22 protein-coding genes and 1 other RNA gene are annotated in these 22,100 nt (G+C 73.0%); 10 read left to right on the top strand and 13 right to left on the bottom strand.

Annotation, left to right across the window (positions count from 1 at the left end):
* Positions 1-174 precede the first annotated feature (174 nt).
* On the top strand, positions 175-822 hold the full coding sequence (locus ABZZ04_RS15235) for a response regulator transcription factor (RefSeq protein WP_356932708.1): 648 nt from the start codon (positions 175-177) through the stop codon (positions 820-822).
* Between the two features lie 30 nt (positions 823-852).
* On the opposite strand, the gene ABZZ04_RS15230 is transcribed toward ABZZ04_RS15235, so the two are convergent.
* From ABZZ04_RS15230 to ABZZ04_RS15220, 3 genes are all read right to left on the bottom strand, one after another.
* Positions 853-1,626 (bottom strand): glycosyltransferase family 2 protein, encoded by a 774-nt coding sequence (locus ABZZ04_RS15230; protein ID WP_356932651.1) that lies wholly within the window; start codon positions 1,624-1,626, stop codon positions 853-855.
* Between the two features lie 159 nt (positions 1,627-1,785).
* An RNA gene (rnpB, locus tag ABZZ04_RS15225) (RNase P RNA component class A) lies at positions 1,786-2,187 on the bottom strand.
* An 87-nt stretch (positions 2,188-2,274) separates the two neighbouring features.
* Positions 2,275-2,844: a Uma2 family endonuclease gene (locus tag ABZZ04_RS15220; protein WP_356932707.1), complete on the bottom strand. Its 570-nt coding sequence runs from the start codon at positions 2,842-2,844 to the stop codon at positions 2,275-2,277.
* Positions 2,845-3,022: 178 nt separating this feature from the next.
* Here ABZZ04_RS15220 and ABZZ04_RS15215 point away from each other — a divergent pair, with 178 nt between their 5' ends.
* Complete coding sequence (locus tag ABZZ04_RS15215) at positions 3,023-3,790, top strand: MerR family transcriptional regulator (RefSeq protein ID WP_356932650.1); 768 nt, start codon at positions 3,023-3,025, stop codon at positions 3,788-3,790.
* Positions 3,787-4,656, top strand: a complete 870-nt coding sequence (locus ABZZ04_RS15210; protein WP_356932649.1) for a hypothetical protein — start codon at positions 3,787-3,789, stop codon at positions 4,654-4,656. Before ABZZ04_RS15215 ends, ABZZ04_RS15210 begins: the two co-directional genes overlap by 4 nt.
* On the opposite strand, the gene ABZZ04_RS15205 is transcribed toward ABZZ04_RS15210, so the two are convergent.
* On the bottom strand, positions 4,601-6,043 hold the full coding sequence (locus ABZZ04_RS15205; RefSeq protein WP_356932648.1) for an RNB domain-containing ribonuclease: 1,443 nt from the start codon (positions 6,041-6,043) through the stop codon (positions 4,601-4,603). The two genes, ABZZ04_RS15210 and ABZZ04_RS15205, sit on opposite strands and share 56 nt — an antisense overlap.
* Before the next feature lie 175 nt (positions 6,044-6,218).
* Here ABZZ04_RS15205 and yaaA point away from each other — a divergent pair, with 175 nt between their 5' ends.
* On the top strand, positions 6,219-7,019 hold the full coding sequence (yaaA, locus tag ABZZ04_RS15200; protein ID WP_356932647.1) for a peroxide stress protein YaaA: 801 nt from the start codon (positions 6,219-6,221) through the stop codon (positions 7,017-7,019).
* Positions 7,020-7,120: 101 nt separating this feature from the next.
* Positions 7,121-7,768 (top strand): bifunctional 4-hydroxy-2-oxoglutarate aldolase/2-dehydro-3-deoxy-phosphogluconate aldolase, encoded by a 648-nt coding sequence (eda, locus tag ABZZ04_RS15195; protein ID WP_356932646.1) that lies wholly within the window; start codon positions 7,121-7,123, stop codon positions 7,766-7,768.
* 83 nt (positions 7,769-7,851) lie between these two features.
* Here eda and ABZZ04_RS15190 read toward each other — a convergent pair whose 3' ends face one another.
* From ABZZ04_RS15190 to ABZZ04_RS15175, 4 genes are all read right to left on the bottom strand, one after another.
* The gene (locus tag ABZZ04_RS15190) at positions 7,852-9,207 is read right to left on the bottom strand and encodes a bifunctional RNase H/acid phosphatase (RefSeq protein ID WP_356932645.1); all 1,356 of its coding nucleotides are present in this window, start codon (positions 9,205-9,207) and stop codon (positions 7,852-7,854) included.
* The gene (locus ABZZ04_RS15185) at positions 9,207-9,950 is read right to left on the bottom strand and encodes a C4-type zinc ribbon domain-containing protein (RefSeq protein ID WP_356932706.1); all 744 of its coding nucleotides are present in this window, start codon (positions 9,948-9,950) and stop codon (positions 9,207-9,209) included. The genes ABZZ04_RS15190 and ABZZ04_RS15185 overlap by 1 nt, the downstream gene beginning before the upstream one ends.
* Complete coding sequence (locus ABZZ04_RS15180; RefSeq protein ID WP_356932644.1) at positions 9,947-10,789, bottom strand: Nif3-like dinuclear metal center hexameric protein; 843 nt, start codon at positions 10,787-10,789, stop codon at positions 9,947-9,949. The genes ABZZ04_RS15185 and ABZZ04_RS15180 overlap by 4 nt, the downstream gene beginning before the upstream one ends.
* A gap of 163 nt (positions 10,790-10,952) precedes the next feature.
* The gene (locus ABZZ04_RS15175) at positions 10,953-11,996 is read right to left on the bottom strand and encodes an iron-siderophore ABC transporter substrate-binding protein (protein WP_356932643.1); all 1,044 of its coding nucleotides are present in this window, start codon (positions 11,994-11,996) and stop codon (positions 10,953-10,955) included.
* 657 nt (positions 11,997-12,653) lie between these two features.
* Here ABZZ04_RS15175 and ABZZ04_RS15170 point away from each other — a divergent pair.
* Both ABZZ04_RS15170 and ABZZ04_RS15165 read left to right on the top strand, forming a co-directional pair.
* Positions 12,654-13,940 (top strand): hypothetical protein, encoded by a 1,287-nt coding sequence (locus ABZZ04_RS15170; RefSeq protein WP_356932705.1) that lies wholly within the window; start codon positions 12,654-12,656, stop codon positions 13,938-13,940.
* A gap of 120 nt (positions 13,941-14,060) precedes the next feature.
* Positions 14,061-14,228, top strand: a complete 168-nt coding sequence (locus ABZZ04_RS15165; RefSeq protein ID WP_356932642.1) for a hypothetical protein — start codon at positions 14,061-14,063, stop codon at positions 14,226-14,228.
* Positions 14,229-14,316: 88 nt separating this feature from the next.
* On the opposite strand, the gene ABZZ04_RS15160 is transcribed toward ABZZ04_RS15165, so the two are convergent.
* The 3 genes from ABZZ04_RS15160 to ABZZ04_RS15150 are packed head-to-tail and all read right to left on the bottom strand — an operon-like array spanning position 14,317 to position 17,305.
* Positions 14,317-15,258, bottom strand: coding sequence for a 3-oxoacyl-ACP reductase (locus ABZZ04_RS15160; RefSeq protein WP_356932641.1), 942 nt, complete (start codon positions 15,256-15,258; stop codon positions 14,317-14,319).
* A gap of 42 nt (positions 15,259-15,300) precedes the next feature.
* Positions 15,301-16,377, bottom strand: a complete 1,077-nt coding sequence (locus ABZZ04_RS15155) for a Zn-dependent alcohol dehydrogenase (RefSeq protein WP_356932640.1) — start codon at positions 16,375-16,377, stop codon at positions 15,301-15,303.
* Between the two features lie 55 nt (positions 16,378-16,432).
* Positions 16,433-17,305 carry a MaoC/PaaZ C-terminal domain-containing protein gene (locus ABZZ04_RS15150; protein ID WP_356932639.1) on the bottom strand — a complete coding sequence of 291 codons (873 nt, stop codon included), beginning with the start codon at positions 17,303-17,305 and terminating at the stop codon, positions 16,433-16,435.
* A gap of 293 nt (positions 17,306-17,598) precedes the next feature.
* Here ABZZ04_RS15150 and ABZZ04_RS15145 point away from each other — a divergent pair, with 293 nt between their 5' ends.
* From ABZZ04_RS15145 to ABZZ04_RS15135, 3 genes are read left to right on the top strand one after another with little or no spacing between them, the layout of a single operon-like run.
* Positions 17,599-18,549 carry an ABC transporter ATP-binding protein gene (locus ABZZ04_RS15145; protein ID WP_356932638.1) on the top strand — a complete coding sequence of 317 codons (951 nt, stop codon included), beginning with the start codon at positions 17,599-17,601 and terminating at the stop codon, positions 18,547-18,549.
* Positions 18,549-19,271, top strand: a complete 723-nt coding sequence (locus ABZZ04_RS15140; protein WP_356932637.1) for an ABC transporter permease — start codon at positions 18,549-18,551, stop codon at positions 19,269-19,271. The genes ABZZ04_RS15145 and ABZZ04_RS15140 overlap by 1 nt, the downstream gene beginning before the upstream one ends.
* Positions 19,272-19,282: 11 nt before the next feature.
* A complete protein-coding gene (locus ABZZ04_RS15135) occupies positions 19,283-20,515 on the top strand; it encodes a sensor histidine kinase (RefSeq protein ID WP_356932636.1) in 1,233 nt (410 codons plus the stop codon).
* 92 nt (positions 20,516-20,607) lie between these two features.
* Here the strand turns inward: ABZZ04_RS15135 and ABZZ04_RS15130 are convergent, their stop codons facing one another.
* Both ABZZ04_RS15130 and ABZZ04_RS15125 read right to left on the bottom strand, forming a co-directional pair.
* Positions 20,608-21,078: a hypothetical protein gene (locus tag ABZZ04_RS15130; protein ID WP_356932635.1), complete on the bottom strand. Its 471-nt coding sequence runs from the start codon at positions 21,076-21,078 to the stop codon at positions 20,608-20,610.
* Between the two features lie 56 nt (positions 21,079-21,134).
* Positions 21,135-22,067 carry a hypothetical protein gene (locus ABZZ04_RS15125; RefSeq protein WP_356932634.1) on the bottom strand — a complete coding sequence of 311 codons (933 nt, stop codon included), beginning with the start codon at positions 22,065-22,067 and terminating at the stop codon, positions 21,135-21,137.
* Positions 22,068-22,100: the final 33 nt, after the last annotated feature.

Below are 22,100 nucleotides of genomic sequence, written 5' to 3'. Positions count from 1 at the left end.
GCGGGAGGACCGCGCACATCGGCCGTTCGCCAGGGCCACCACTCACTTTCGTCAGGGGTCGTTCCGCACCCCGCGCAGGGGACCGGCCGACGAGGCCGGCCGGGGCGTCCGCGGCGTTAGGCTCGTCCCGTGCAAGGGACGCGGGAGACTCCTCATGACGAACCACCGGTGCGGATCCTCCTCGCCGACGACGAGGCGATGATCCGCTCGGGGATCCGCGCGATCCTGGCGCGGCAGCCGGGAATGGAAGTGGTCGCCGAGGCCGCCGACGGCCGGGCCGCCGTCGAACTGGCCCGCCTGCACCGCCCCGACGTGGTCCTGCTGGACATCCAGATGCCCCGCATGGACGGCCTGGCCGCGGCAGCCCGGATGTACCGCGACCGCCCCGGGACAGCCGTGATCATGCTGACCACGTTCGGCGAGGACGACTTCATCACCCGTGCCCTCCACGAGGGGGCCAGCGGCTTCCTGCTGAAGGCGGACGACCCCCGTGAACTGCTCAACGGCGTACGGGCGGTGGCCGCCGGGGGCGCCTACCTCTCGCCGAAGGTGGCGGCCCGGGTGATCGGCGTACTGCGCGCCGGCCGCCCCCCGCACGAGCCACCGTCACGGCACGTCGTGGAACGGCTCACGAAGCGGGAGCACGACGTACTGGCACTCCTCGGAGCGGGACTGTCCAACGCCGAGATCGGGGCGGAGCTGTTCCTGGTGGAGGGCACCGTCAAGGCCCACGTGAGCGCGATCCTCAGCAAGCTCGGGGTACGCAACCGGGTGGAGGCGGCCATCGCCGCCCACGAGGCGGGCGTGGTCGAACGCCCGTAGACCGCGCCCCGCCTCCCGGGCCGGCAGACCCTAGATCCGCGAGTTGCGCAGCGACTGCCACGCGGCGCCGGCCAGCGCCCGCGTCGACCGCGGGACCGACAGTCCCTCGTGCTCGCGGTACAGCTCCCAGTTGTACCGGACCAGCGACAGCTTGTTGGAGGACAGCGATCCCGCCTGGTGGGCCCGGTACACCGCGAGCGGCTCGGCCAGGCCCCGGGCGTCGGCCCCGTCACGCATGATCGACAGCCACAGGGCGTAGTCCTGCCGCTTCCGCATCTCCGGCATCAGCCGCGTGCCGAGGACGTTGCGGTCGTACATGGCGGTCAGAGCGCCGATGTAGTCCCGGACCAGCATCGCGCGGTAGTCCACGTGCTCCCGCGCATGGATCACGCGCCCGTTCGGGACGAAGTCGACGCTCTCGCCCTCGTGATCGGCGTCCATCTTGAAGTACGAGGTGAACGTCAGGGGCGCACTGCCCGCAGCGGCGAACGCGAGCTGCCGCTCGGTCTTCTCCGGGAGCCACATGTCGTCGCTGTCGAGAAAGGCGACGTAATCCCCACGGGCCCGCTCGATGGCGAGGTTGCGCGCCCGGCCGGCACCGCCCTGTTCCGGTGCCGATCTCGGCAGGACGCGCTCGTCCTGCCGGGCGAACTCCATGAGCAGGTCCATGGAGTCGTCGGAGGACTTGTCGTCGGTGACCAGCAGCTCCAGGTCGCTGTGGGTCTGCGAGAGCACCGACCGGACCGCCGCGCCGAGGGTCGCTGCCGAGTTGTACACGGGCATCACGACGGACACCAGGGGCACAGCGTTTCTCCTTGCCGACCGAAAACGATGGTTCATTCAAGCACTGGAATCGTAATGGGAACCGCCACGCGGGTTGTCGCCGGTCGGGGCCACGCGGCGCACCGGCGGTGCGCGGGAGGCACCGGCCGAGGCCGGTGCAGTGGAACCCGGGCCTGCCGGCAGACGAGTCGGGCTGTACGCCGGGTTCTGTCACCCGGTCGCCTCGCGGCGGCCGGGGAGACGGCCATCCATCTAGGACCGGCATTGCTGCCGGTCTCGTGCGGTCTACCCGCGAACTCGGGCGGGCCGCCCTCGATCATTCGCGCAGGGCCGTCCTGGGACGGCCCCTCTTGACCTTGCTCCGGGTGGGGTTTACCTAGCCGCCCGGGTCACCCCGGGCGCTGGTGGTCTCTTACACCACCGTTTCACCCTTACCGAGGACCGAGGTCCTCGGCGGTCTGTTCTCTGTGGCACTGTCCCGCGGGTCACCCCGGGTGGCCGTTAGCCATCACCCTGCCCTGTGGAGCCCGGACGTTCCTCGGGGAGATCCGGGGATCCCCACGCGGCCGTCCGCCCGGCTCGTCTGCCGTGCCGACCATGCTACCCGCCCGGCGGGGGCGGCCGGACGGGCCCGGGTTCGGGCCGGTTCGGATCGGGTTCGGCCGGGTCTCAGATGAGTTCCTCGGTCTCCAGGTCGAAGGCGAACGGCTCCGGGAGGGTGAGCCGCCTGCCGAACGGGATCGTGCAGTGCTGACGGTAGTCGTCGCCCTCCGGGTCGCTGAACAGCGTCAGCAAGGACTGCTCCCGGTCCACCAGGAGATAGAGCGGGATGGGTCCGCGGGCATAGCAGTGACGCTTGTCCGTGCGGTCCGCCCGGGGCTTGGTCGAGGTGACCTCGACGACGAGGGCCACCCCCTCGCACGGCATCCAGGGGTCGGCTCCCCGGTACAGGCGCAGTTCCGTGGGGGCGAAGGTGCCATCGGGAATGACGTGGTTCTTGGGACAGCGTCCGCCGCTTGCCAGCTTCAGCCCTTTGTTTCCAGAAAAATCCACATCTGTCCGGGACCGCCTGATCACCTGCTTCAGAATCAGGCTGATGTAGTCCTCGTGGTCCCCGTCCGGCGGCGACGTCACGACGATTTCCCCCTCGATCAGCTCGGCCCGGAAGCCCTCCGGCGTATCCAGCGCCAGGAAGCCCTCCAGCAGGACGTCCGCCTGCGTGAGCGGTTCGTACGGCATGGCAGTCATGTCACGCCCCTTCCTCGGTCGCTCGCCGGATTGGGACATCGTCGGGCCCGCCGTCCGTGAGATGGGAACAGATCGCTCGATCGTGGCACAGGAGGGGGCGGCGTCGCCGGATACCGGCGGGGTCGGGCGCGCTTGACCTTGTCGTGGCGTCAAGGTTTCTACTGGCCCCATGCGTATCGGAGAGATCGCCGCGCTCGTCGGGGTCACCTCGCGGGCGATTCGGCACTACCACCACATCGGTCTGCTTCCCGAGCCCGCCCGCCGGGCCAACGGCTACCGCTCGTACGGCGTGCGGGACGCCGTGGTGCTGGCCCGGGTCCGGCGGCTCACCGAGCTCGGGCTCGGGCTGGACGAGGTGCGGGACGTCCTCGCCGACACGGCGGGGTACGAGCTCATGGACGTGCTCGCCGGGCTGGACGCGGATCTGGCCCGGCAGGAGGACGAGATCCGGGAGCGGCGGCACCGGCTGGCGAAACTGCTGGAGACGCCGGTCTCCGCCGAGGGGCCCGTGCCGCCCGCGCTCGCCGAGTTGCTGGGCACGGGGCCGGCCGGCGCTTCCCCCTCGGCCGCCAGGGACCGTGAGCATCTGACGCTGCTGGACCCGGCGGGGCTCGGCGGCGGGGTCCGTGCCGCGCTGACGACGATGGCCGAGGACCCGGATCTGCCCCTCCTGTACGAGCGGCTGGACGCGCTGGCCGGGGCGGCCGTGGACGATCCGCGGATCGGGCCGCTCGCCGACGACGTGCTGGCCGCCGTGCCGGACGAGGTGCTGGCGGAGATCCCTTCGGACGGGCCGGCCGTCCCGGGCTTCGGCGAGGCCCTGCTCGACGACTGGGCGCCCGCCCAGGCCGAGGTGGTGCGCCGGGTGATGACCGGGCTGGCGGCCCGGATGGCGGAGAAGCGGACAGGAACGGACCTGGAGGAGGGGGCGGGATGAGGACGCGGGTGCGGGTTCCGGGGTGGGTGATCGGGGGCGTGATGGCGGCCGAGGTGGCTCTGGCGGGCTGCCTCCTGGCCGGGGTCCGGATACCGGGGGCGGTGCTGCTCACGGCGGAGGCCCTGGTGGTGGCCGTGTTCGGGTTCGAGTGCGCGGTGCTGTGGCGGCTCCTGCGTGCGGGGCGGCGGGCCGGGCTCGGGTGGCCAAAGGCGCTGCGGGCGGCGCTGCGCGACGCCGTACCGGCACCGGTGCGCCGGCTCGTCGGGCACGAGGCGCGGGCTCTGCACAGTCTCGGGCTGTGGCTGCTGCGCCGACGGCACGCCGTGCCCGAGGGTGCCGTCACCGCCCCGTACACGGGGCCGCAGACGGCCATGATGTACGGCCTGCTCTTCGTCTCCGTGGTCGAGACGGTAATGCTGGCGCTGCTGGTCCCGTGGCCGCTCGTGCACGGAGTGCTGCTCGTGGTCGACGTGTACGGGGTGGTGTTCGTCCTGGCGCTGCACGCCTCGTGCGTGACCCGGCCGCACGTGGTGGGCGCCGACGGGGCGCTGCGCATCCGCTACGGCGGCCTGTTCGACCTGCGGGTTCCCGCCGGGGCGGTCGCCGGGGCGCGGGTCGAGCGGCGCTTCCCCGAAGGGGGACTGGTCCGGCCGGGGCCGGACGGGTCGCTCGATCTCGTCGTGGGCGGGCAGACGACCGTGAGCGTGGAACTGACCGCTCCGGTGGAGTACGTACGGCCGCTGGGCGGGCGGGGGCTGGCCCGGACGGTCCGGTTCCACGCGGACGACCCGGGTGCCGTCGTGGCCGCGCTCACGCGGGCACGAACAGCACCTTCGCCGAGCCAGGATCCGCCCGGTCCAGCCTGACCCGCAGCCGCTCCCCCAGCGGGAGCCCGGTGTCGCCGCCGTCGATCCGGGCGACGACCGCCGGGTCGACGACGTGGACGGTGCCGACGGTGGGCTCCTGGTCCTTCACGTCGACCACGTACCCGTCGAAGACCTCGCCGACCCGGTCCTTGAGCAGGGCCGCCTCGACCAGGTCCACGCACTCGCGCTCCACGGTGTTGGCCCGCGCCGTCCCGCCCGCCATCTCCTTCGGCAGGCCGGGCAGTGCGGCGAGGACCCATTCGGGCAGGTTCCGGTCCGCGTCGGCGGCGAGGCACAGCTCGGCCGCGTACCGGTCGACGAGGCGGCGCAGCGGGGCGGTGCAGTGCGTGTAGAGGTCGGCGACGGCGGCGTGGACGGCGGGGACGGGGAGTTCGCCGTGCTCGAAGACGGTGTACCCGGCGCCGCGCAGCAGGGTGGTGCACTCCTGGAGGAACGCGGCGTGGTCGCCCCTGCGCGGGTCGAGTGAGCGGACGAGCCGCGCGTACGGGACGTGGTGCGGCCAGTCGATGCGCAGCGCCTCGGCCGAGCGGCGGAGCCGGGCCACGGCGCCGTCCGGGGCGACCGGCAGGGTCCGCAGGATGCCGGTGCCGGTCTCCTTCATGAGGTGGGCGGCGGCCATGCCGGTCAGCAGGGAGATCTGGGCGTTCCACGCCTCGGTGGGCAGCGGGGCGCGGTAGGCGAGGGCGTACGTGCCGTGGCGCTCGACGACCTCCTGTTCGGGCACGTCGAGGGAGATGCCGCCGCGGGCGGTCTCCTGCTCCTGGCGGAGCCGTCCGACGTCCCGGAGCAGGGCCGGGGATTCCTCGGCGGTGCCGGTGTCGATCTGCCGCTGGACTCCGGCGTAGTCGAGCCGGGCGCGGCTGCGGACGAGGGCCCGGCGCACCGAGGTGGTGACGACGGCGCCCTCGGCGTCGAGGTCGATCCGCCAGAGCACGGCGGGGCGGACGCCTCCCGGCAGGAGGCTGGCGGCGTCCTCGGAGAGCGTCGTGGGGTGGAGCGGCACCTTGCCGTCGGGGAAGTAGAGGGTCGTCACCCGGCGGTGGGCCTCGGTGTCGAGCGCACCGCCGGGGCGCACGAAGGCGGCGACGTCGGCGATGGCGTAGTGCACCCGGTAGCCGTGCCGGCGGCGTTCGAGGTGCATGGCCTGGTCGAGGTCGGTCGACCCGGGCGGGTCGATGGTGAAGAACGGCAGGTCCGTGGCGTCCTCGTGGGCCCGGACCGCCGGGTCCCCGGCCGCCCGGGCCGCTTCGGCGAGGACGTCGGGCGGGAAGCCGTCGGGCAGGTCCAGTCCGGTGCGCAGTCCGCGCAGGGCCGCCCCCAGCGAGGTGTCGGCCGGTCCGGTCATGCGGAGGTGGCGGCGGGGCATGGACCGAGCGTAGGCCGGGGCCGGACGGGCGGCATCCCGGACGGGCCCGCCGTTCCCGTACGCCACCGTTCCCGTGCGTCGTCGTTCCCGTGCGCCGCGTCTCCCCCGCGCCTCCCCGTACGCTGGCGCGGGGGCCCGGACCCGTCCCCGCCCGTGCGTACGAAGGAGAATCGCCGTGCTCGTGCTGTTGCCGCCCTCCGAGGGAAAGGCCGCCTCGGGGCGCGGTGCGCCCCTGAAGCCGGAGTCGTTGTCGCTGCCGGGTCTGGCGGCGGCGCGGGCCGCGGTCCTCGACGAGCTGGTCGAGCTGTGCGCGGCGGACGAGGAGAAGGCCCGTGAGGTGCTCGGGCTGAGCGAGGGGCTGCGCGGCGAGGTCGCGAAGAACGTGGAGCTGCGCACGGCCGGGACGCGTCCGGCCGGGGAGATCTACACGGGGGTGCTGTACGACGCGCTGGACCTGGCCTCCCTGGACACGGCGGCCAAGCGGCGGGCGGGCGGCTCGCTGCTGGTCTTCTCCGGGCTGTGGGGCGCGGTGCGGGTGGGCGACCGGATTCCCTCGTACCGCTGCTCGATGGGGGTGAAGCTGCCGGGGCTGGGCGCGCTCGGGGCGCACTGGCGCGGCCCGATGGCGCAGGTGATGCCGGAGGCGGCCGGGGACGGGCTCGTCCTGGACCTGCGGTCCTCCGCCTACACCGCGGCCTGGAAGCCGAAGGGCGGGGTGGCGGAGCGCACGGCGGGCGTGCGGGTGCTGCACTCGCAGCTGGTGGACGGGGTGGAGAAGCGGTCGGTGGTCAGCCACTTCAACAAGGCGACGAAGGGCCGGATCGTCCGTGACCTGCTGGTCGCGGGCGCGCGTCCGAAGGGGCCCGCCGAGCTGGTGGAGGTGCTGCGCGACCTGGGGTACGTCGTGGAGGCCGAGGCGCCCGCGCGGGCCGGTCGGGCGTGGTCGATCGATGTCGTGGTGACGGAGATTCACTGATCCGTCGGCCCCGTGCCGGGCGGCGGGCCACCGGAGCCATGACGTTGCAACATGCGCAACGCTCGTTGCGTACAGTGCGGTTCTCGCGGCAGGATGGGCGCATGACCTCCTCTGCCTCCGCCGCGGCCCCTGCCGCCTCCGTACTGGATCTGGCCCCCGTCGTCCCCGTGGTCGTCCTGGAGGACGCCGCCGACGCGGTGCCGCTCGCCCGTGCCCTGGTCGCGGGCGGACTCCCGGCCATCGAGGTGACGTTGCGGACCTCGGCGGCCCTGGCCGCGATCGAGGCGATCGCGGCCGAGGTGCCGGACGCGGTGGTCGGCGCCGGCACGGTGATCTCCGTGCGGAACGTCGCCGACACGGTCGCCGCGGGGGCGCGGTTCCTGGTCAGCCCCGGCTGGACGGAGCGGCTGCTGGACGCGATGAAGGCATCGGGGGTGCCGTTCCTGCCGGGCGTCTCGACGACGTCCGAGGTGGTCGCGCTGCTGGAGCGCGGGGTCACCGGGATGAAGTTCTTCCCGGCCGAGGCGGCGGGCGGCACGGCGTATCTGAAGTCGCTCGCCTCACCGCTGCCGCAGGCCCGGTTCTGCCCGACGGGCGGCATCTCGCCCGCCTCCGCGCCGTCGTACCTGGCACTGCCCAACGTCGGCTGCGTGGGCGGCAGTTGGATGGTCCCGGCGGACGCGGTGGCGGCGAAGGACTGGGCGCGGGTGGAGCGGCTGGCGGGCGAGGCCGCGGCCCTGCGCGGCTGACCGTCGCGGACCGGGAGGCCGGCGGGCCGCGGACCACGGATCGCGGGCCCGCCGGCCGCCGGACGCACCGGCGGCCTTCCCCGTCACCTCAGGTGCGAGGTGTCGTTCAGCAGCCGGACCGACGCGTTCCCGTCCGCGTAGTACGCCACCGCGGAGACCGAGGCCGCCGAGAGCTCCATGCGGAACATGGCCTCCGGCGGGGCGCCGAGGGCCAGCCGGACCAGGGTCTTGATCGGCGTCACATGGGTGACCAGGAGGACCGTGCGGCCCGCGTGGCGGGTGGTGAGGCGGTCCCGGGTCGCCGCGACGCGGCGGGCCACCTCGGCAAAGCTCTCCCCGCCGCCGGTGGGGGCCGCCTTCGCGGAGCCGAGCCAGGCGTCCAGGTCGGCGCCGTGGCGCTCGCGCACCTCGGCGAAGGTCAGTCCCTCCCAGGCGCCGAAGTCCGTCTCGCGCAGGCCGTCCTCGATCCGGACCTCCAGGCCGAGCCGGGCCGCGACCGCGCCCGCCGTCTCACGGCAGCGGCGCAGCGGGGAGCTGACGATCTCCTCGATCGTGCCGCGGGCGGCCAGCGCCTCCGCGATGAGCTCGGCCTGTCGGCGGCCGACCGCCGAGAGCTCGGGGTCGCTGCCGCCGCTGCCCGAGAACCGCTTCTCGGGGGTGAGCGCCGTCTCGCCGTGCCGGAGCAGTACGAAGGTGGCGGGCGCGCCGAGATCGGGCGCCGCCCAGCCCGCCCGGGGCGCGGCGGTGGCGGCTGCTGCCGGAGCCGTACCTGTCGGAGCAGTGCCCGCCGGAACCGGAGCGGCCTGTGCCGTGCCTGTCCGTGCCGTACCCGCTGCGCCCGCCGGAGCGGCCTGTGCCGTGCGGCCGGCGAGGGCGGCGCGGGCCCTTGCCGCGCCCGCCGCCGCGTCGCCGGGCGGGCCGGAGACCGGCGGCAGGTCCGTCGTCGGCGCGGACCCACGGGCGTCGAGGGAGGCCGTCGAGGCCGACGGCTCCCACTGCTTGCCGCGCCTGCCCGCGTCCATCGCCTCGTTGGCGAGCCGGTCCGCGTGCTTGTTCTTCTCGCGCGGGATCCACTCGTACGTGACGGCGGAGGGCGGCAGGATCCTGGCGGCCTCCGCCGCGAGCGGCTTCATGTCGGGGTGCTTGATCTTCCAGCGGCCCGACATCTGTTCCACGACCAGCTTGGAGTCCATCCGGACCCGCACCCGGAGCGCGCCGTCCGCCGAGGCGTCCGGCACCAGCGCCCTCGCCGCCCGCAGGCCCGCGATGAGGCCCTTGTACTCGGCGACGTTGTTCGTCGCGACGCCGATGTACTCGGCGGCCTCGGCGAGGGTCTCCCCGGTCACCGGGTCGATGACGACCGCCCCGTAACCGGCGGGCCCCGGGTTGCCCCGGGAACCCCCGTCGGCCTCGACGACGAACTGGCGCGGCTGGGTCATTACAGGCCCGACTCCGCCGTGCGGACCAGGATGCGGCGGCAGTTCTCGCAGCGCAGCACGGCGTCCGGGGCCGCCGCCTTCACCTCGTTGATCTCGGTGATGTTCAGTTCGAGGCGGCAGCCCTCGCAGCGGCGCTGGTAGAGGCGGGCCGCACCGACGCCGCCCTGCTGCTCGCGGAGCTTGTCGTACAGCTTCAGCAGGTCCGCGGGGACGGAACCGGCGACGACCTCGCGCTCCTTGGTGACCGTCGCCACCTCGGCGTCGAGCTCCCTGGTCGCGGCGTCGCGGCGGGCGGTCGCGTCGTCGACCTTGGCCTGGACGGCGGAGACCCGGTCGGACAGCTCGGTGACGCGCTCCTGGGCGGACTCGCGGCGCTCCATCACCTCCAGGACGACGTCCTCCAGGTCGCCCTGGCGCTTGGCCAGCGAGGCGATCTCGCGCTGGAGGCTCTCCAGGTCCTTCGGCGAGGTGATCGCGCCGGAGTCGAGGCGCTGCTGGTCGCGGGCGGCGCGCTGGCGCACCTGGTCGACGTCCTGCTCCGCCTTGGTCTGCTCGCGGGCGGTGTCGCTCTCCTCGGTCTGCGAGGCGACCAGCAGGTCGCGCAGCTGCGCGAGGTCGCTGGTGAGCGACTCGATCTCGGCGTGCTCGGGCAGCGACTTGCGCCGGTGCGCGAGCTGGGACAGGCGTACGTCGAGGGCCTGGACGTCGAGGAGTCGGATCTGGTCGGCGGGCGCGGCGTTCAGTTGGGGGCTCCAGAAGAGTGGTGGGTGGTGGTGGTCCAGGGGTCGGTGACCTGCTTCGAGACGTGGACCCGCAGGTCCCATCCGTGGCGGTCGGAAATCGCGTCGAGCTGCGCTGCGGCCTGCTCGCACCAGGGCCACTCGGTGGCCCAGTGGGCGGCGTCGATCAGGCCGAGCGAGGAGTGCTGGACGGCCTCGGAGGCCGGGTGGTGGCGCAGGTCGGCGGTGAGGAAGGCGTCGACGCCCGCGGCGCGCACCGCGTCGAAGAGGCTGTCGCCGGAGCCGCCGCTGACCGCGACGGTGCGCACCGTCGCCGCCGGGTCGCCCGCGAGCCGGATGCCCTGCGCGGTGGCGGGCAGCCGGGCGGCGGCGCGGGCGGCGAACTCGGCCAGGGTCTCGGGGTGGTCGAGCACGCAGATCCGGCCGAGTCCGCGACGGCCCTCCGGGTCGGACGGGTCCGGCACGAGCGGGCCCTCGACGCGGAGGTCGAGCGCACCGGCCAGCGCGTCGGAGACGCCCGGGTCGGCGGTGTCGGCGTTGGTGTGGGCGACGTGCAGCGCGATGTCGCGCTTGATGAGGGTGTGCACGACCCGGCCCTTGAAGGTGTCGGCCGCGACCGTCGTCGTACCCCGCAGGTAGAGCGGGTGGTGGGTGACGATCAGCTGGGCGCCGAGCCGGATCGCCTCGTCGGCGATCTCCTGGACGGGGTCGACGGCGAACAGCACCCGGTCGACCTCGGCACCGGGGTCTCCGCACACGGTGCCGACCGCGTCCCAGCTCTCGGCCCTCCCGGGCGGCCAGAGGGCGTCGAGTTCGGCGAGGACATCAGACAGACGGGGCACAAGCAAAGGCTACCTGCCCTCCGTGGCCCGCCGTCCATGGCTCCGGTGACCCGAGCGGACGGCCGCGGCCCGCACGGCACCGCCCGCCGCGCCGGTGCCGCACCCCGGAACGCGGTCCGGGGCGGGCAGCCGGCGGGTCGGCGGGCGGGCGATCAGTGAATCGTCACTTCACGAGGTCGGCGCGGAGGTCGTCGAGGACCATGTTCGCGGCCGTGACGCCGAGGCCGAGGTACCAGGTCTCGTCGGGGACGTCCTTGGCCCGGCCCTCCTTGACCGCCTTGAGGTTCTTCCACAGCGGGTTGGACTGGGTGGTGTCGCGCTTGGTGGCCTTCACGTCGCCGTAGACGCCGGTGAAGATCCAGTCGGCGTCGGCGTCGTCGATCTTCTCCGGGCTGATCTCCGCGGCGAGGTCGTCGATCTGCTGGTTCGCGGGGCGCGGCAGGCCGACGTCCTCGAGGATGGTGCCGATGAAGGACGCCTTGGCGTAGAGGCGGATCCGGTCCGGCATGTAGCGGACCATCGAGATGGTCGGCTTCTTCGGGCCGATGTCCTCGCCGAGCTTCCCGGCCTTCTTCTCGTAGGCGTCCAGCTCGCTCTTCGCCTCGGCGGTCCTGTCCAGCGCGGCGGCGTTGAGGAGGTAGTTCTCCTTCCAGGTGAAGCCCGGACGGATGGAGAACACGGTCGGCGCGATCTCGGAGAGCGCCTTGTACTTGTCGGCGGCGCGCAGCTGGCTGCCGAGGATCAGGTCGGGCTTCAGGCCGGCGATCGCCTCCAGGTTGAGGTTGTTGATCGTGCCGACGTTCTCGGGGCTGCCCGCGTCCTTCTTCAGGTACGAGGGAATGGCCGCGTCGCCCTCGGAGGGCGCGTAGCCGACCGGCTTCACACCCAGCGACACGACGTTGTCGAACTCGCCGACGTCCAGCACGACGACCCGCTTGGGCGCGGACTTGATCTCCGTCTTGCCCATGGCGTGGGTGAGGGTGCGGGGGTACTGGCCGGCCTCGGCGTCCGTCCCGAACTCCGCGGTCTTCTTCGCGGCGTCGGCGAAGTCCTTGCCACCGGTGGCGACGGCCGCCTTCTTGTCACCGCCGTTCCCGGAGCCGGTCGCGCCGTCCGATTTCCCGTCGTCGCTCCCGCAGGCCGAAAGGGAAAGGGCGGCGGCCACCACCAGGCCGACTGCGGCGGTACCGCGGCGACGAAGGGACATCACTTGCTCCAGTCGAGGGTCACACAGGCATCACTTAGGACTGCCTAACCTTAATCCCCTCGATTCTCGCCCAGCACAGGCACCCCCTCGATCTCAGGCAAACCCGGGCACCGCCACCCTTATGTGTGAAGTGGCAGGTCTCGTGTTGTTCGGCAGGAAGTGCGAAAACTAGCTTCGGTCGCCGGAGGTGACCATTCCATGACTGCCTGTGCCATCGAGAACGGGACCGCGAGGGCGACCGGAGCTGCCGGGGACGCCGCGGACGCGGTCCTGGGCAGCGGCGGATCCGACCTGCCCGTGGGGACGGCCCCCGAGGCCGGGTCCGGATCGGGGGCCGGGTCCGGACCGGGGGCAGGAACGGGAGCCGTGCTGGCGGGAGCCGCCGGGACCGGCACCTCCGGGACCGCCGCGCGCCCCGTCACCGCGCGCCCCGTCGCCCCGCATCCCGTCGCCGCGCGCCCCGTCGCCACCCGGGCCCTCACCCCCCGGGGCGCCGCCCGTCGAACCGGTGCCGCCGTGATCGCCGCCCCCGGGGCCGCCTCCGGCCTCCCCGCACCGTTCGCCTCCAGCGTTTCCGTCCCCGTACGGCCCGCCCCGGCGCTCCCGCCCGGAGCATCCGGAAAGCCAGGAACACTCGGAGCGTCCGGGACATCCGGGATGTCCGAGGCGCCCCGGGCGCCCGGAGCCGCCCGATCGGCCGGGGAGCGCACGCGGACCCCGGCCGCCCTCCCCGCCGCGCCCGCACCGGCGCCCGCGTCCGTACCGGCGCTCCCGCCCACTCCCGTACCGGCGCTCCCGCCCGCGCCCGCGTTCACGATCTCCGCGGACGGTGCGTACGCGGCCCGGCTCGCCCTCGCCGACGTGGCCGGCGGGGACGACCGGGACGGCGGGCAGGCGTGGTTCGTGGAGCGCTGGACGCTCGACGGGCACGAGCCGTACGCCGTGCCGCTCCCCCTCGACCAGCCGGAGGAGCCCGGCTCCGAGGTGCTGCCGCTGGCCGACGGGCGGGTGCTGATCCGGCGCCGGGTCGCGGACCGGCACGCGGTGTCGCTGCTCTACCCCACCGGTCCGGGCACGGGCGAACTCCCGCTCGGCACCGTCGAATGCGCGGACCTGACCCTGCTGCCGCCGTGTCCGGACGGGGCGAGCGCGTACGCCCTGTCGGTCGGCGCGCACTCCACCTCCGTGTGGCTGGTGGCGGGCGGTGCCTTCGGGCCGGAGCACGTCGCGGAGGTCCCGGGGCGCTGTTCCGGCGGCGTCTGGCTGGACCGGACGGGGCGGATGCTGGCCCTGGACCGCGAGATGCCGGGCGGCGGGCCGGTCAAGGCCGTCGCCGTGGACCTGGAACGGGGCGGCGAGGTGACGCCGTTGCTGCAGATCGCCCCCGGCAGCGACGACCGGCTGCTGCTCGCCGACCCGGACAGCGGACTGCTGCTGATCCGCTCGGACGCGCCGGGGCACGACCGGCTCGGGTGGGGCGTGCTGGGCAGCAGCCTGCCGGTGCGCTTCCCCGAGTGCCTGCGCCTGTCCGACGCGGCGGTGACCCCGTTCGCCGTGCAGCCGGGGCAGATGCTGATGCCGGAGAACTGCGCGGTGGCCCTGCGGATCGACGGGGCGGCGGGCAGCTGGGTCGGGGTGTGGCGCCCGGCGGGGCGCCGGCTGCACCAACTCGCCGCTCCCGATGGGTGGCAGGCGGGCAGCGGGGTGTGGAGCCGGGACGGCGTGCTCGGGCTTCCGTACTCCGGCGGGGACGTGCCGTGCGGCGTGGCGCTGCTGGAGGCACCGGCGGACGGGGAGCGCCACGCGCCGCCGGTGGCGACGGCGGTGACGGTGACGTGTGCGGAAAGCGGTATGCAACCGTCCGCCACCGCTTCGCCTCTATCGACGTGCAAGCCGGTTCCATTGGGCCAGGCGCCTCTCGTCGGGCGTGAGATTCCTGGTTAAATCTCTGGGTCCGGGCAGCGCGGTCGTGACGCGCGGTCGCCTATGGCGGCCGTGCCGTGCGCGGTGGCGTGATCGGCCCTGGTGACACATGTAAGCGACCACAACGGGGTGACTTCCCACATGTCTGAAGCCCGAACCGACACGACCCAGACGCGTCCCCAGGACGCGGACCGGGCCGAAGCCGGCGGCTCCGGAAAGCACCGAGGGGGCGAGTCGGTGGACGAGACGGCGGCACAGCCGCACGGCCGCCACCGGCGCCCCTCCGAGGGGGACGGCAGAGCGGCCTGACCGCACCGACACATCAACGAGGGACGGGTGGGCCCCGGCAGCCGTGCGGCTGCCGGGGCCCACCCGTCTTCCGTCGCGGGTTCCCCCGTCAGCCCCGCTTCAGGCCGAGCACCTCGGCCGCGGCGAAGGTCTCGTTCGGCGGGCGGTCCTCGTAGTACGGGGAGATCAGCTCGTCCAGCTCGTCGAAGGTGAAGGTCTCCTTCGCGGAGTCGAACTTCGCCGCGACCCTGGGCCGTTCGACGATCGCGACCATCCCGCCGTGCACGACCAGCAGCTGCCCGTTGACCTTGGCGGCGGCCGGTGAGGCCAGATAGCCGACCAGGGGCGCCACGTGCTCGGGGGCGAGCGCGTCGAGCCGGCCGTCCCCGGGCACCTCGAAGCCCGCGAAGACGTCCTCGGTCATCCGGGTGCGGGCCCGCGGGCAGATGGCGTTGGCGGTGACGCCGTACCTGGCCAGGGCCAGGGCCGTGGAGGTGGTGAGGCCGACGATGCCGCCCTTGGCCGCGGCGTAGTTCGGCTGGCCCGCCGAACCGGCCAGGAACGCCTCCGAGGAGGTGTTGACGATCCGTCCGTGGACCGGGCCGCCGGACTCCTTGGCACGGGCCCGCCAGTGCGTGGCGGCGAAGTGCGTGGTGTTGAAGTGGCCCCTGAGATGGACCCTGATGACGGAGTCCCATTCGTCCTCGGTCATCGAGAAGATCATCCGGTCGCGCAGGATGCCCGCGTTGTTGACCAGGACGTCGAGCTTTCCGTACGTGTCGACGGCCAGTTGCACCAGTGCCCCGGCCTGTTGGTGGTCGGAGACGTCGCCGACGTGCGCGACCGCCCGGCCGCCCGCCGCCCGGATCTCCTCGGCGACCTCCTCGGCAGGGGTCGCGGACGCCTCTCCCGAGCCGTCGCGGCCCGGCTGCCCGTAGTCGTTGACGACGACGGACGCGCCCAGCCCCGCCAGTTCCAGCGCTTCGGCGCGTCCGAGGCCGCGGCCCGCACCCGTGACGATCGCGGACATGCCGTCCAGGGGAAGTGACATCGGAATCTCGGGGTCCTCTCAGGAGGGGGCAGGGTGGGGAGGTCAGATCTCGATGCAGGTGCGCAGCGACTCGCCGGTCCGCATCTGGTCGAGGGCGTCGTTGATCCCGTCGAGCCGCACCCGGTGGGTGATCATCGATTCGAGGTCGATCCGGCCCGCCCGCCAGAGCGCGATGGCCCGTTCGTACGAGCGGAGCACGTCCCCTCCCCCGTACATGGAGGGCAGGATGCGCTTCTCGTCGAAGAACAGCTCGAACATGTTGACCTGGAAGTTGTCGTCCATCGCACCCGCGCCGACGATGCAGAGGGTGCCGCCGCGCCGGGTGTTCTCGTACGCCGTGCGTGCGGTGGCCGACTTGCCGACGACCTCGAAGACGTAGTCGAAGCCCTCGCCGGAGGTGATCCGCTGCCTGGCGTCGGCGAGTTCGTCGGGGGCCAGGGCCTCCGTCGCGCCGAATCGCAGCGCCGCCTCGCGCCGGGAGGCCACCGGGTCCACGGCGACGATCTGGGCGGCGCCGTTCACCCGCGCCCCCTGGATCGTGGAGATGCCGACGCCGCCGCAGCCGATCACTGCGACCGACGAACCGGCTTCCACCTGCGCGGTGTTGATGGCCGCGCCCAGTCCGGTGGTCACCCCGCAGCCGATCAGCGCGGCGATCTCGAACGGCACGTCGTCGGGGATCGGTACGGCGCAGCCCGCGCCGACGACGACCTCCTCGGTGAAGGTGCCGGTGCCCGCGAAGCCGAAGACGTCCTTGCCGGGGCGCTTGAAGTTGGGTGTGCCCGCGTTCATGAAACCGGCCAGGCAGAGCTGGGTCTGCCCCCGCCGGCACGACGGGCACTCCCCGCACGAGGGCAGCCAGCAGACCAGCACCCGGTCCCCCGCGCTCAGTCCGGTGACGCCGTCGCCGACGTCGAGGACCTCGCCCGCGCCCTCGTGGCCGGGGATGAACGGGGCGGGCTGCGGCAGCACTCCGCTCATCGCCGACACGTCGGAGTGGCACAGTCCGGTGGCCCGGATGCGGAGTCTTACCTTGCCGGGGCCGAAGCCCACCGCCTCGACGTCGTCGAGGACCTCCAGTTTGTCCTGGCCTATCTCGTGCAGCAGGGCGGCGCGCATGGTGCGGCTCCTCTCGTGGGCCCGCGTCCCGGGCCCCGGAACGCGTGGAGTTGGTTCAGGAGTGTTCGACGAAGGTGTCCCCGAGGACCACGGCGTTGTCCCGTTCCACGGCCCTCACCTCGACCCGTACCTGGTTCTCGTCGGTCCACATCTCGATGCGGAGGGTCTCGCCGGGGTAGACGACGCCGGCGAACCGGGTGCGGTAGGAGCGGATGCGGGTCACGTCGCCGCCGAGCACCGTGTCGGTGACGGCCTTGAGCGTCATGCCGTAGGTGCACAGTCCGTGCAGGATCGGCCGGGCGAACCCGGCGCGCGCGGCGAACTCCGGGTCGGCGTGCAGCGGGTTCCAGTCGCCCGACAGCCGGTACAGCAGCGCCTGGTCCGGGCGGATCGGCCGTTCCACGACGCGGTTCGGGGCGACGGCGGCGTAGGCGGTCCGTCCGGACGGGCCCCGGTCGCCGCCGAAACCGCCCTCGCCCCGGACGTAGATCTGGGCGTCGTTGGTCCACAACGGGCCCTCCTCGTCGGCGGCCTCGGAGCGCAGCACCAGCACGGCCGCCTTGCCCTTGTCGTACACCGCGGCGATCTTCGAGGTCTGCACGGCGCTGCCGCGCACCGGGATCGGCCGGTGCACCCGCACGTTCTGCCCCCCGTGCAGAACGGCGGCGAGGTCGATGTCGACGCCGGGCGAGGAGAGTCCGCCGAGGGAACCCATGCCTCCGCCCGCGACGGTGGCGAAGGAGGGCAGTACCTGGAGCCGGGATTCCAGGGTGTAGCGCAGTTCGCCGGGGTCGACGGCGGGGTCGGCCGGTTCGGGACCGGCACCGGCGCCGATCCCGAGGTGGTAGAGCTGCACGTCCTTGTGGTCCCAGTCGATGTGGGCGGACCGGGGTTCGGCGGCGAGGGCCTTTTCGACGTCGATGGGCATGGGAGCCGCTCCTTGATGGTGGGAAGACCCCGGCGCGGCCGTCCGCACCGTCGGCCGCACCGAGGTCGCGCGGGACCGGCCGCGACGCCTGTTCTAGAACGCGTTCTAGCCGGTGAACCCATGTATAACGCAGCGCCCGGCAGTTGTGAACACCTTTGCTGACGTATCGTCAGATCCATTGCGGCACAAGGATGGTGACCCCGTACCGACCCGGCGGCAGTGACATATGTACTGCCGTAGTCCGTACACACGCCTCTGCCCGGTGCCCCCGTTCCCTCCGTAGCGTCTTCGTCATGACAACGACAACGGGGAACGGAACCGCGGTGGACCTCACCGGGGTGGTCAGGAGCTTCGGCCGGGCGGGGCGGACGGTGCGGGCCGTGGACGGGATCGACCTGTCCATCGACCGCGGCGAGACCGTCGCCCTGCTCGGCCGCAACGGTGCGGGCAAGTCCACCACCATCGGCCTCCTGCTGGGGCTGGACGAGCCGGACACCGGCCGGGTACGGGTGCTGGGCCGCAGCGCGCAACAGGCCGTGCGGGCCGGCCTGGTCGGCGCGATGCTCCAGGACGGGCAGCCGATCCAGCGGGTCACCGTCCGCGAACTGGTCGCCTTCGTCGCCTCGACGTACCCGAAGCCGATGCCGGTGCCCGAGGCGCTCGCGCTGGCGGGGCTGGGCGAGTACGCGGACCGTCGCGTCGACAAGCTCTCCGGCGGCCAGGTCCAGCGCGTCCGCTTCGCCGTCGCGCTGGCCGGCAATCCGGAACTGATCGTCCTGGACGAGCCGACCGCCGCCCTGGACGTGGAGGCGCGCCGCGCCTTCTGGGACTCGATGCGGGCCTACGCGCGGCGCGGCAACACCGTCCTGTTCTCCACCCACTACCTGGAGGAGGCCGACGGGAACGCCGACCGGATCGTCGTCGTGGACCGGGGGCGGATCGTCGCGGACGGCACCGGCGACGCGATCAGGAGCTCGGTCGGCAGCGGCCTCGTCTCCTTCGACCTGGCGGGCGGTCCGACCGGAGGTCTGGAGCTGCTGCCCGGCGTCGTCGCCGTCGAGGTGTCCGGGGACCGGGCGCTGCTGCGCACGGACGACTCGGACGCCACCGTCGTGGAGCTGGCCCGCCGCGGCATGATCCGCGATCTGCGGGTCTCCCGGGCCACGCTGGAGGACGCGTTCCTCGCCCTGACCTCCCCGGCGGCCCCGTCCATCTCGTCCGATTCCGAAGCAGAGGCTGTGTGATGTACCGCTACATCGTGCTCGAAATCCGCCGGACCCTGCGCGACGGCTTCTTCCTGATCTTCGGGACCGGGATGCCGGTGATGATGTACCTGATCTTCACCAACATCGGCGGGAGCGACGGCGCCGAAGGCTGGAAGACCATGTCCATGGTCGGCATGGCCGCGTACGGGGCGCTGGGCTCCGCCATGTCGATCGGTACGGGAGTCGCCTCCGACAAGTCGATCGGCTGGCTCCAGCAGTTGCGGGTCACCCCGCTCTCCCCCGCGCAGGCGGTCGTGGGCCGGGCGATCAGCGGTTCGGTGACCGTCCTGCCGACGATCCTCACGGTGCTGCTGGCCGGCGGGCTGATCAACGGGGTGCGGCTGGACGCCTGGCAGTGGGCCGTGCTGGTGCTGCTGCTGTGGCTCGGCGCCCTGCCGTTCACCCTGCTCGGCCTGGGCAACGGGTACCGGCTCACGCCGCAGGGCACCGGGGTGGCCAACATGACCTGCCTGATGGGCTTCGCGGTCGTCGGCGGGCTGTGGTTCCCGCTGGAGCTGCTGCCCGAATGGCTGCGCTCCGTCGGCCGGTTCACCCCCGCCAACCGGTTCGCCGACCTGGGCTGGGCCACCACCGACGGCCACGCGCCGGGCGCCGGTACGATCGCGGTCCTGGGCGCATGGCTGCTGCTGTTCGGTACGTACGCCGTGATCTCGTACCGTCGGTCCGCGCGGACCGTGTGACAGGAGCGGACATGGCCGGGTACCCGATGGACGAGTGCGAGGGCGGGCGACCGCGCCCGTGGCGGCGCCGGCGCGGGGAGCGTCGCTCCGGGCCGCCCGGACCGTACGCCCTGCTGCCGTGGCTGCTGCTGGGGCTGGGGTCCTTCTCCAACCTCTTCCAGGGCGAGGCGGACAACCCGTGGCTCGGCGGGCTCGGCCTGCTGGCCTTCAACTCCCTCTACGTCTCCGTGGTGTTCCGCGGTTTCGACCGCAGGAAGCGCGAGAGCCCGGTCACGTACGGGCTGCTCGCCGCGATGGCCGGGGTGACGCTCGCGCTGACGATCGGCTACGGCGGCAGCTGGCTGCTGTTCTTCCCGCTGCTCTCGCTGGCCTGCGGCACCGTGCTGCGCAGCCGGATGCTGGGAATCGGCCTCTTCTCCCTCGCCGCGGTCGCCACCGCCGTCGCGGTGTGGCGCGGTCACGGCGCCTCGGACCCGTGGACGATCGGGTACGGAACCTTCATCTCCGGGGCGGTGACCGCCGCGATACTCACCCTCGCGGAGACGGTGACGGAACTGCGTGCCACCCGGCAGGAACTGGCCCGTACCGCCGTCGAGAAGGAACGGCTGAGGTTCTCCCGCGACCTGCACGACCTGCTGGGCCACACGCTCTCGGTGATCGTGGTCAAGTCGGAGGCCGCGCGCCGGCTCGCGCCGCGCGACATGGACGCCGCGCTCGCCCAGGTCACCGACATCGAGTCGGTGGGCCGCCAGGCCCTCACCGAGATCCGCGAGGCCGTCACGGGCTACCGGGAGGGGAGCCTGGCGACCGAACTGGACCGGGCCCGGTCCGCCCTGACCGCCGCCGGCATCGAACCGGTGCTCCGCCGCTCGGGACCACCGCTCGCCCCGCAGACGGAGGCGCTGCTGGGCTGGGTGGTGCGGGAGGCGGTCACCAACGTGGTGCGCCACTCCCGCGCCACCACCTGCTCGTTCACGGTCGCCGGCAACGCCGACCGGGTCCGCCTGACGGTCATGGACGACGGCTCCGGCCCGGACGCCCCGCCCGTCCCCGGCATCGGCGGCACCGGCCTGACCGGCCTCACCGAACGCCTCGCCGCAGCGGGCGGCTCGCTCCGGGCGGGCCCGGAACCCGGCGGCGGCTTCACCGTCACGGCGGAACTGCCGTTGGGCGGGCCCGGGTCGAGCGGAACGGACGGATCGAACGGAACGGAACCGTCGGGCAGGCTCGGCGCGGACGCCTGAGCGCTGCCGGACGCCGCACCACCCGATGTGCCCGACGGGGAGCACGGGAAACGGGAAACGGCCCGCCTCCGGAGAGACGGGCCGCCGAGTGGTCAGCCCATGAACTTGCCGCAGGCGGACCTTTGCACCCACGCGTGGGCGGAGATGGAGTCGTCGACCACCTGACCGGTGGTGAAGGTCACCTTGGAGAGGTCGACGACCCAGTCCCCGCGGTCCATGCAGATGTATCCGCTCGACCAGGTGTTGGCCGGGTTTCCCGGCAGCCGGTAGAACGCGACGTAGTTGTAGCCGTTGGGGTCATTCCAGCCGGAGTTCATCACCGAGCTGGCGCGGTTGTCGTCGTCCCCCTGGAACGGCCCCGTGTTGTCCCCCCAGTCCCAGTCGTCGCCCTCGGCCGCGCCCAGGTGGTCGCCGGTGCAGTTGGTGTACCGCCAGGCGTGGACCTTTCCGTCCTCCTTGTAGGTGCAGGTACTGGCCGGCGTCGCCTGGGCGACCGCTCCGGGCAGGGCCAGGCCGATGACCGCCAGACCCGCGACCGTGGCGGCCGACATCATCTTCCGCATTTCCGTTCTCCCCTCGTTTGCCCGCCCCGGCGGGGCGGGAGTCCGTGTCGGACAGGTCAGCCGGCCTGTCCGGTGATCTTCTCGGCCCGGACCAGCGCCGTCCGCTGGATCCGGTCGTAGGCGTCGAGCTCGCGGCCGTAGGTGCGGCGGAGTCGGGCGCGGTACTCCTGTTCCAGCGCCCTTCCCGTCGCCCCGAACCCGATCTCCTTCGCGCACCCGGCCTCCGCCCGTGCGAGCCGTACCTCCACCGCGAACGCCCTGTCCGGCGACAGCCCCTCGGTCAGGCGGGGCAGGTCCTCCCTGGCCTGGACGGGGCTCCGGTAGTGGTGACCGGCCTTGTTCATGCACCGGGCCCACTTCGCCTGTGCCGTGGTGAAACGTTTGTCGCGCGCCAGCTTCGGCAGGTACATCGGAGCCAGGTTGCTCACCACCCTCGTGGTGCGGAACCACGTCGCGCGCTCCCCGTACAGCTGTTCCTGCGCGGTGGCCCGGCATCCCCCGACCTGGTTGTGGGCGGTTCCCCCGCCGGGCAGCGCCACGGTGAGCTCCGGCGTGCCCGGCCCGCCTCTGAGTGCCTTGTCGTACACGGCCCGGGACTTGCCGGAGAGCTTGCGGGCGTACACGAGGTTGGGGTCGCTGCGCCGGTTGCGTTCCGACTCCTTCTGGATCCGGCTGCCGTACCCGAACTTCCCCGCCCATGCCGGGTCGTCCAGCACATAGCCCACCAACCGGTTCTCCCCACCGGTGGACGGGGGCCGCACCGTGTAGGTGAACCCCTTCCGGGCCATGCACCTGCTCACCAGCAGTTCCTCGGCGTGGTCGAGTCGTGCCTGCTCGTCGTCCGACAGTCCGCGGGACGACGCGGACCGCGTCGGAGCCGCTTCCCCCCGTACCGGGCCCGTGTCCGTGCCCACCCCCGTGCATCCGGTGACCAGCAATCCGTATGCGACGACCACGGCCGTTCCCAGGCCCACCGTCCGACGTCCCATTGCCCTTCTCCCCCTTCCGTCCTCACGTCCGGC

It is taken from the genome of Streptomyces sp. NPDC006435, assembly GCF_040612315.1.
GTDB lineage: Bacteria > Actinomycetota > Actinomycetes > Streptomycetales > Streptomycetaceae > Streptomyces.
The sequence above is the reverse complement of the archived record's forward strand: the minus strand, read 5'-3'. Positions and strand labels throughout refer to the sequence as shown.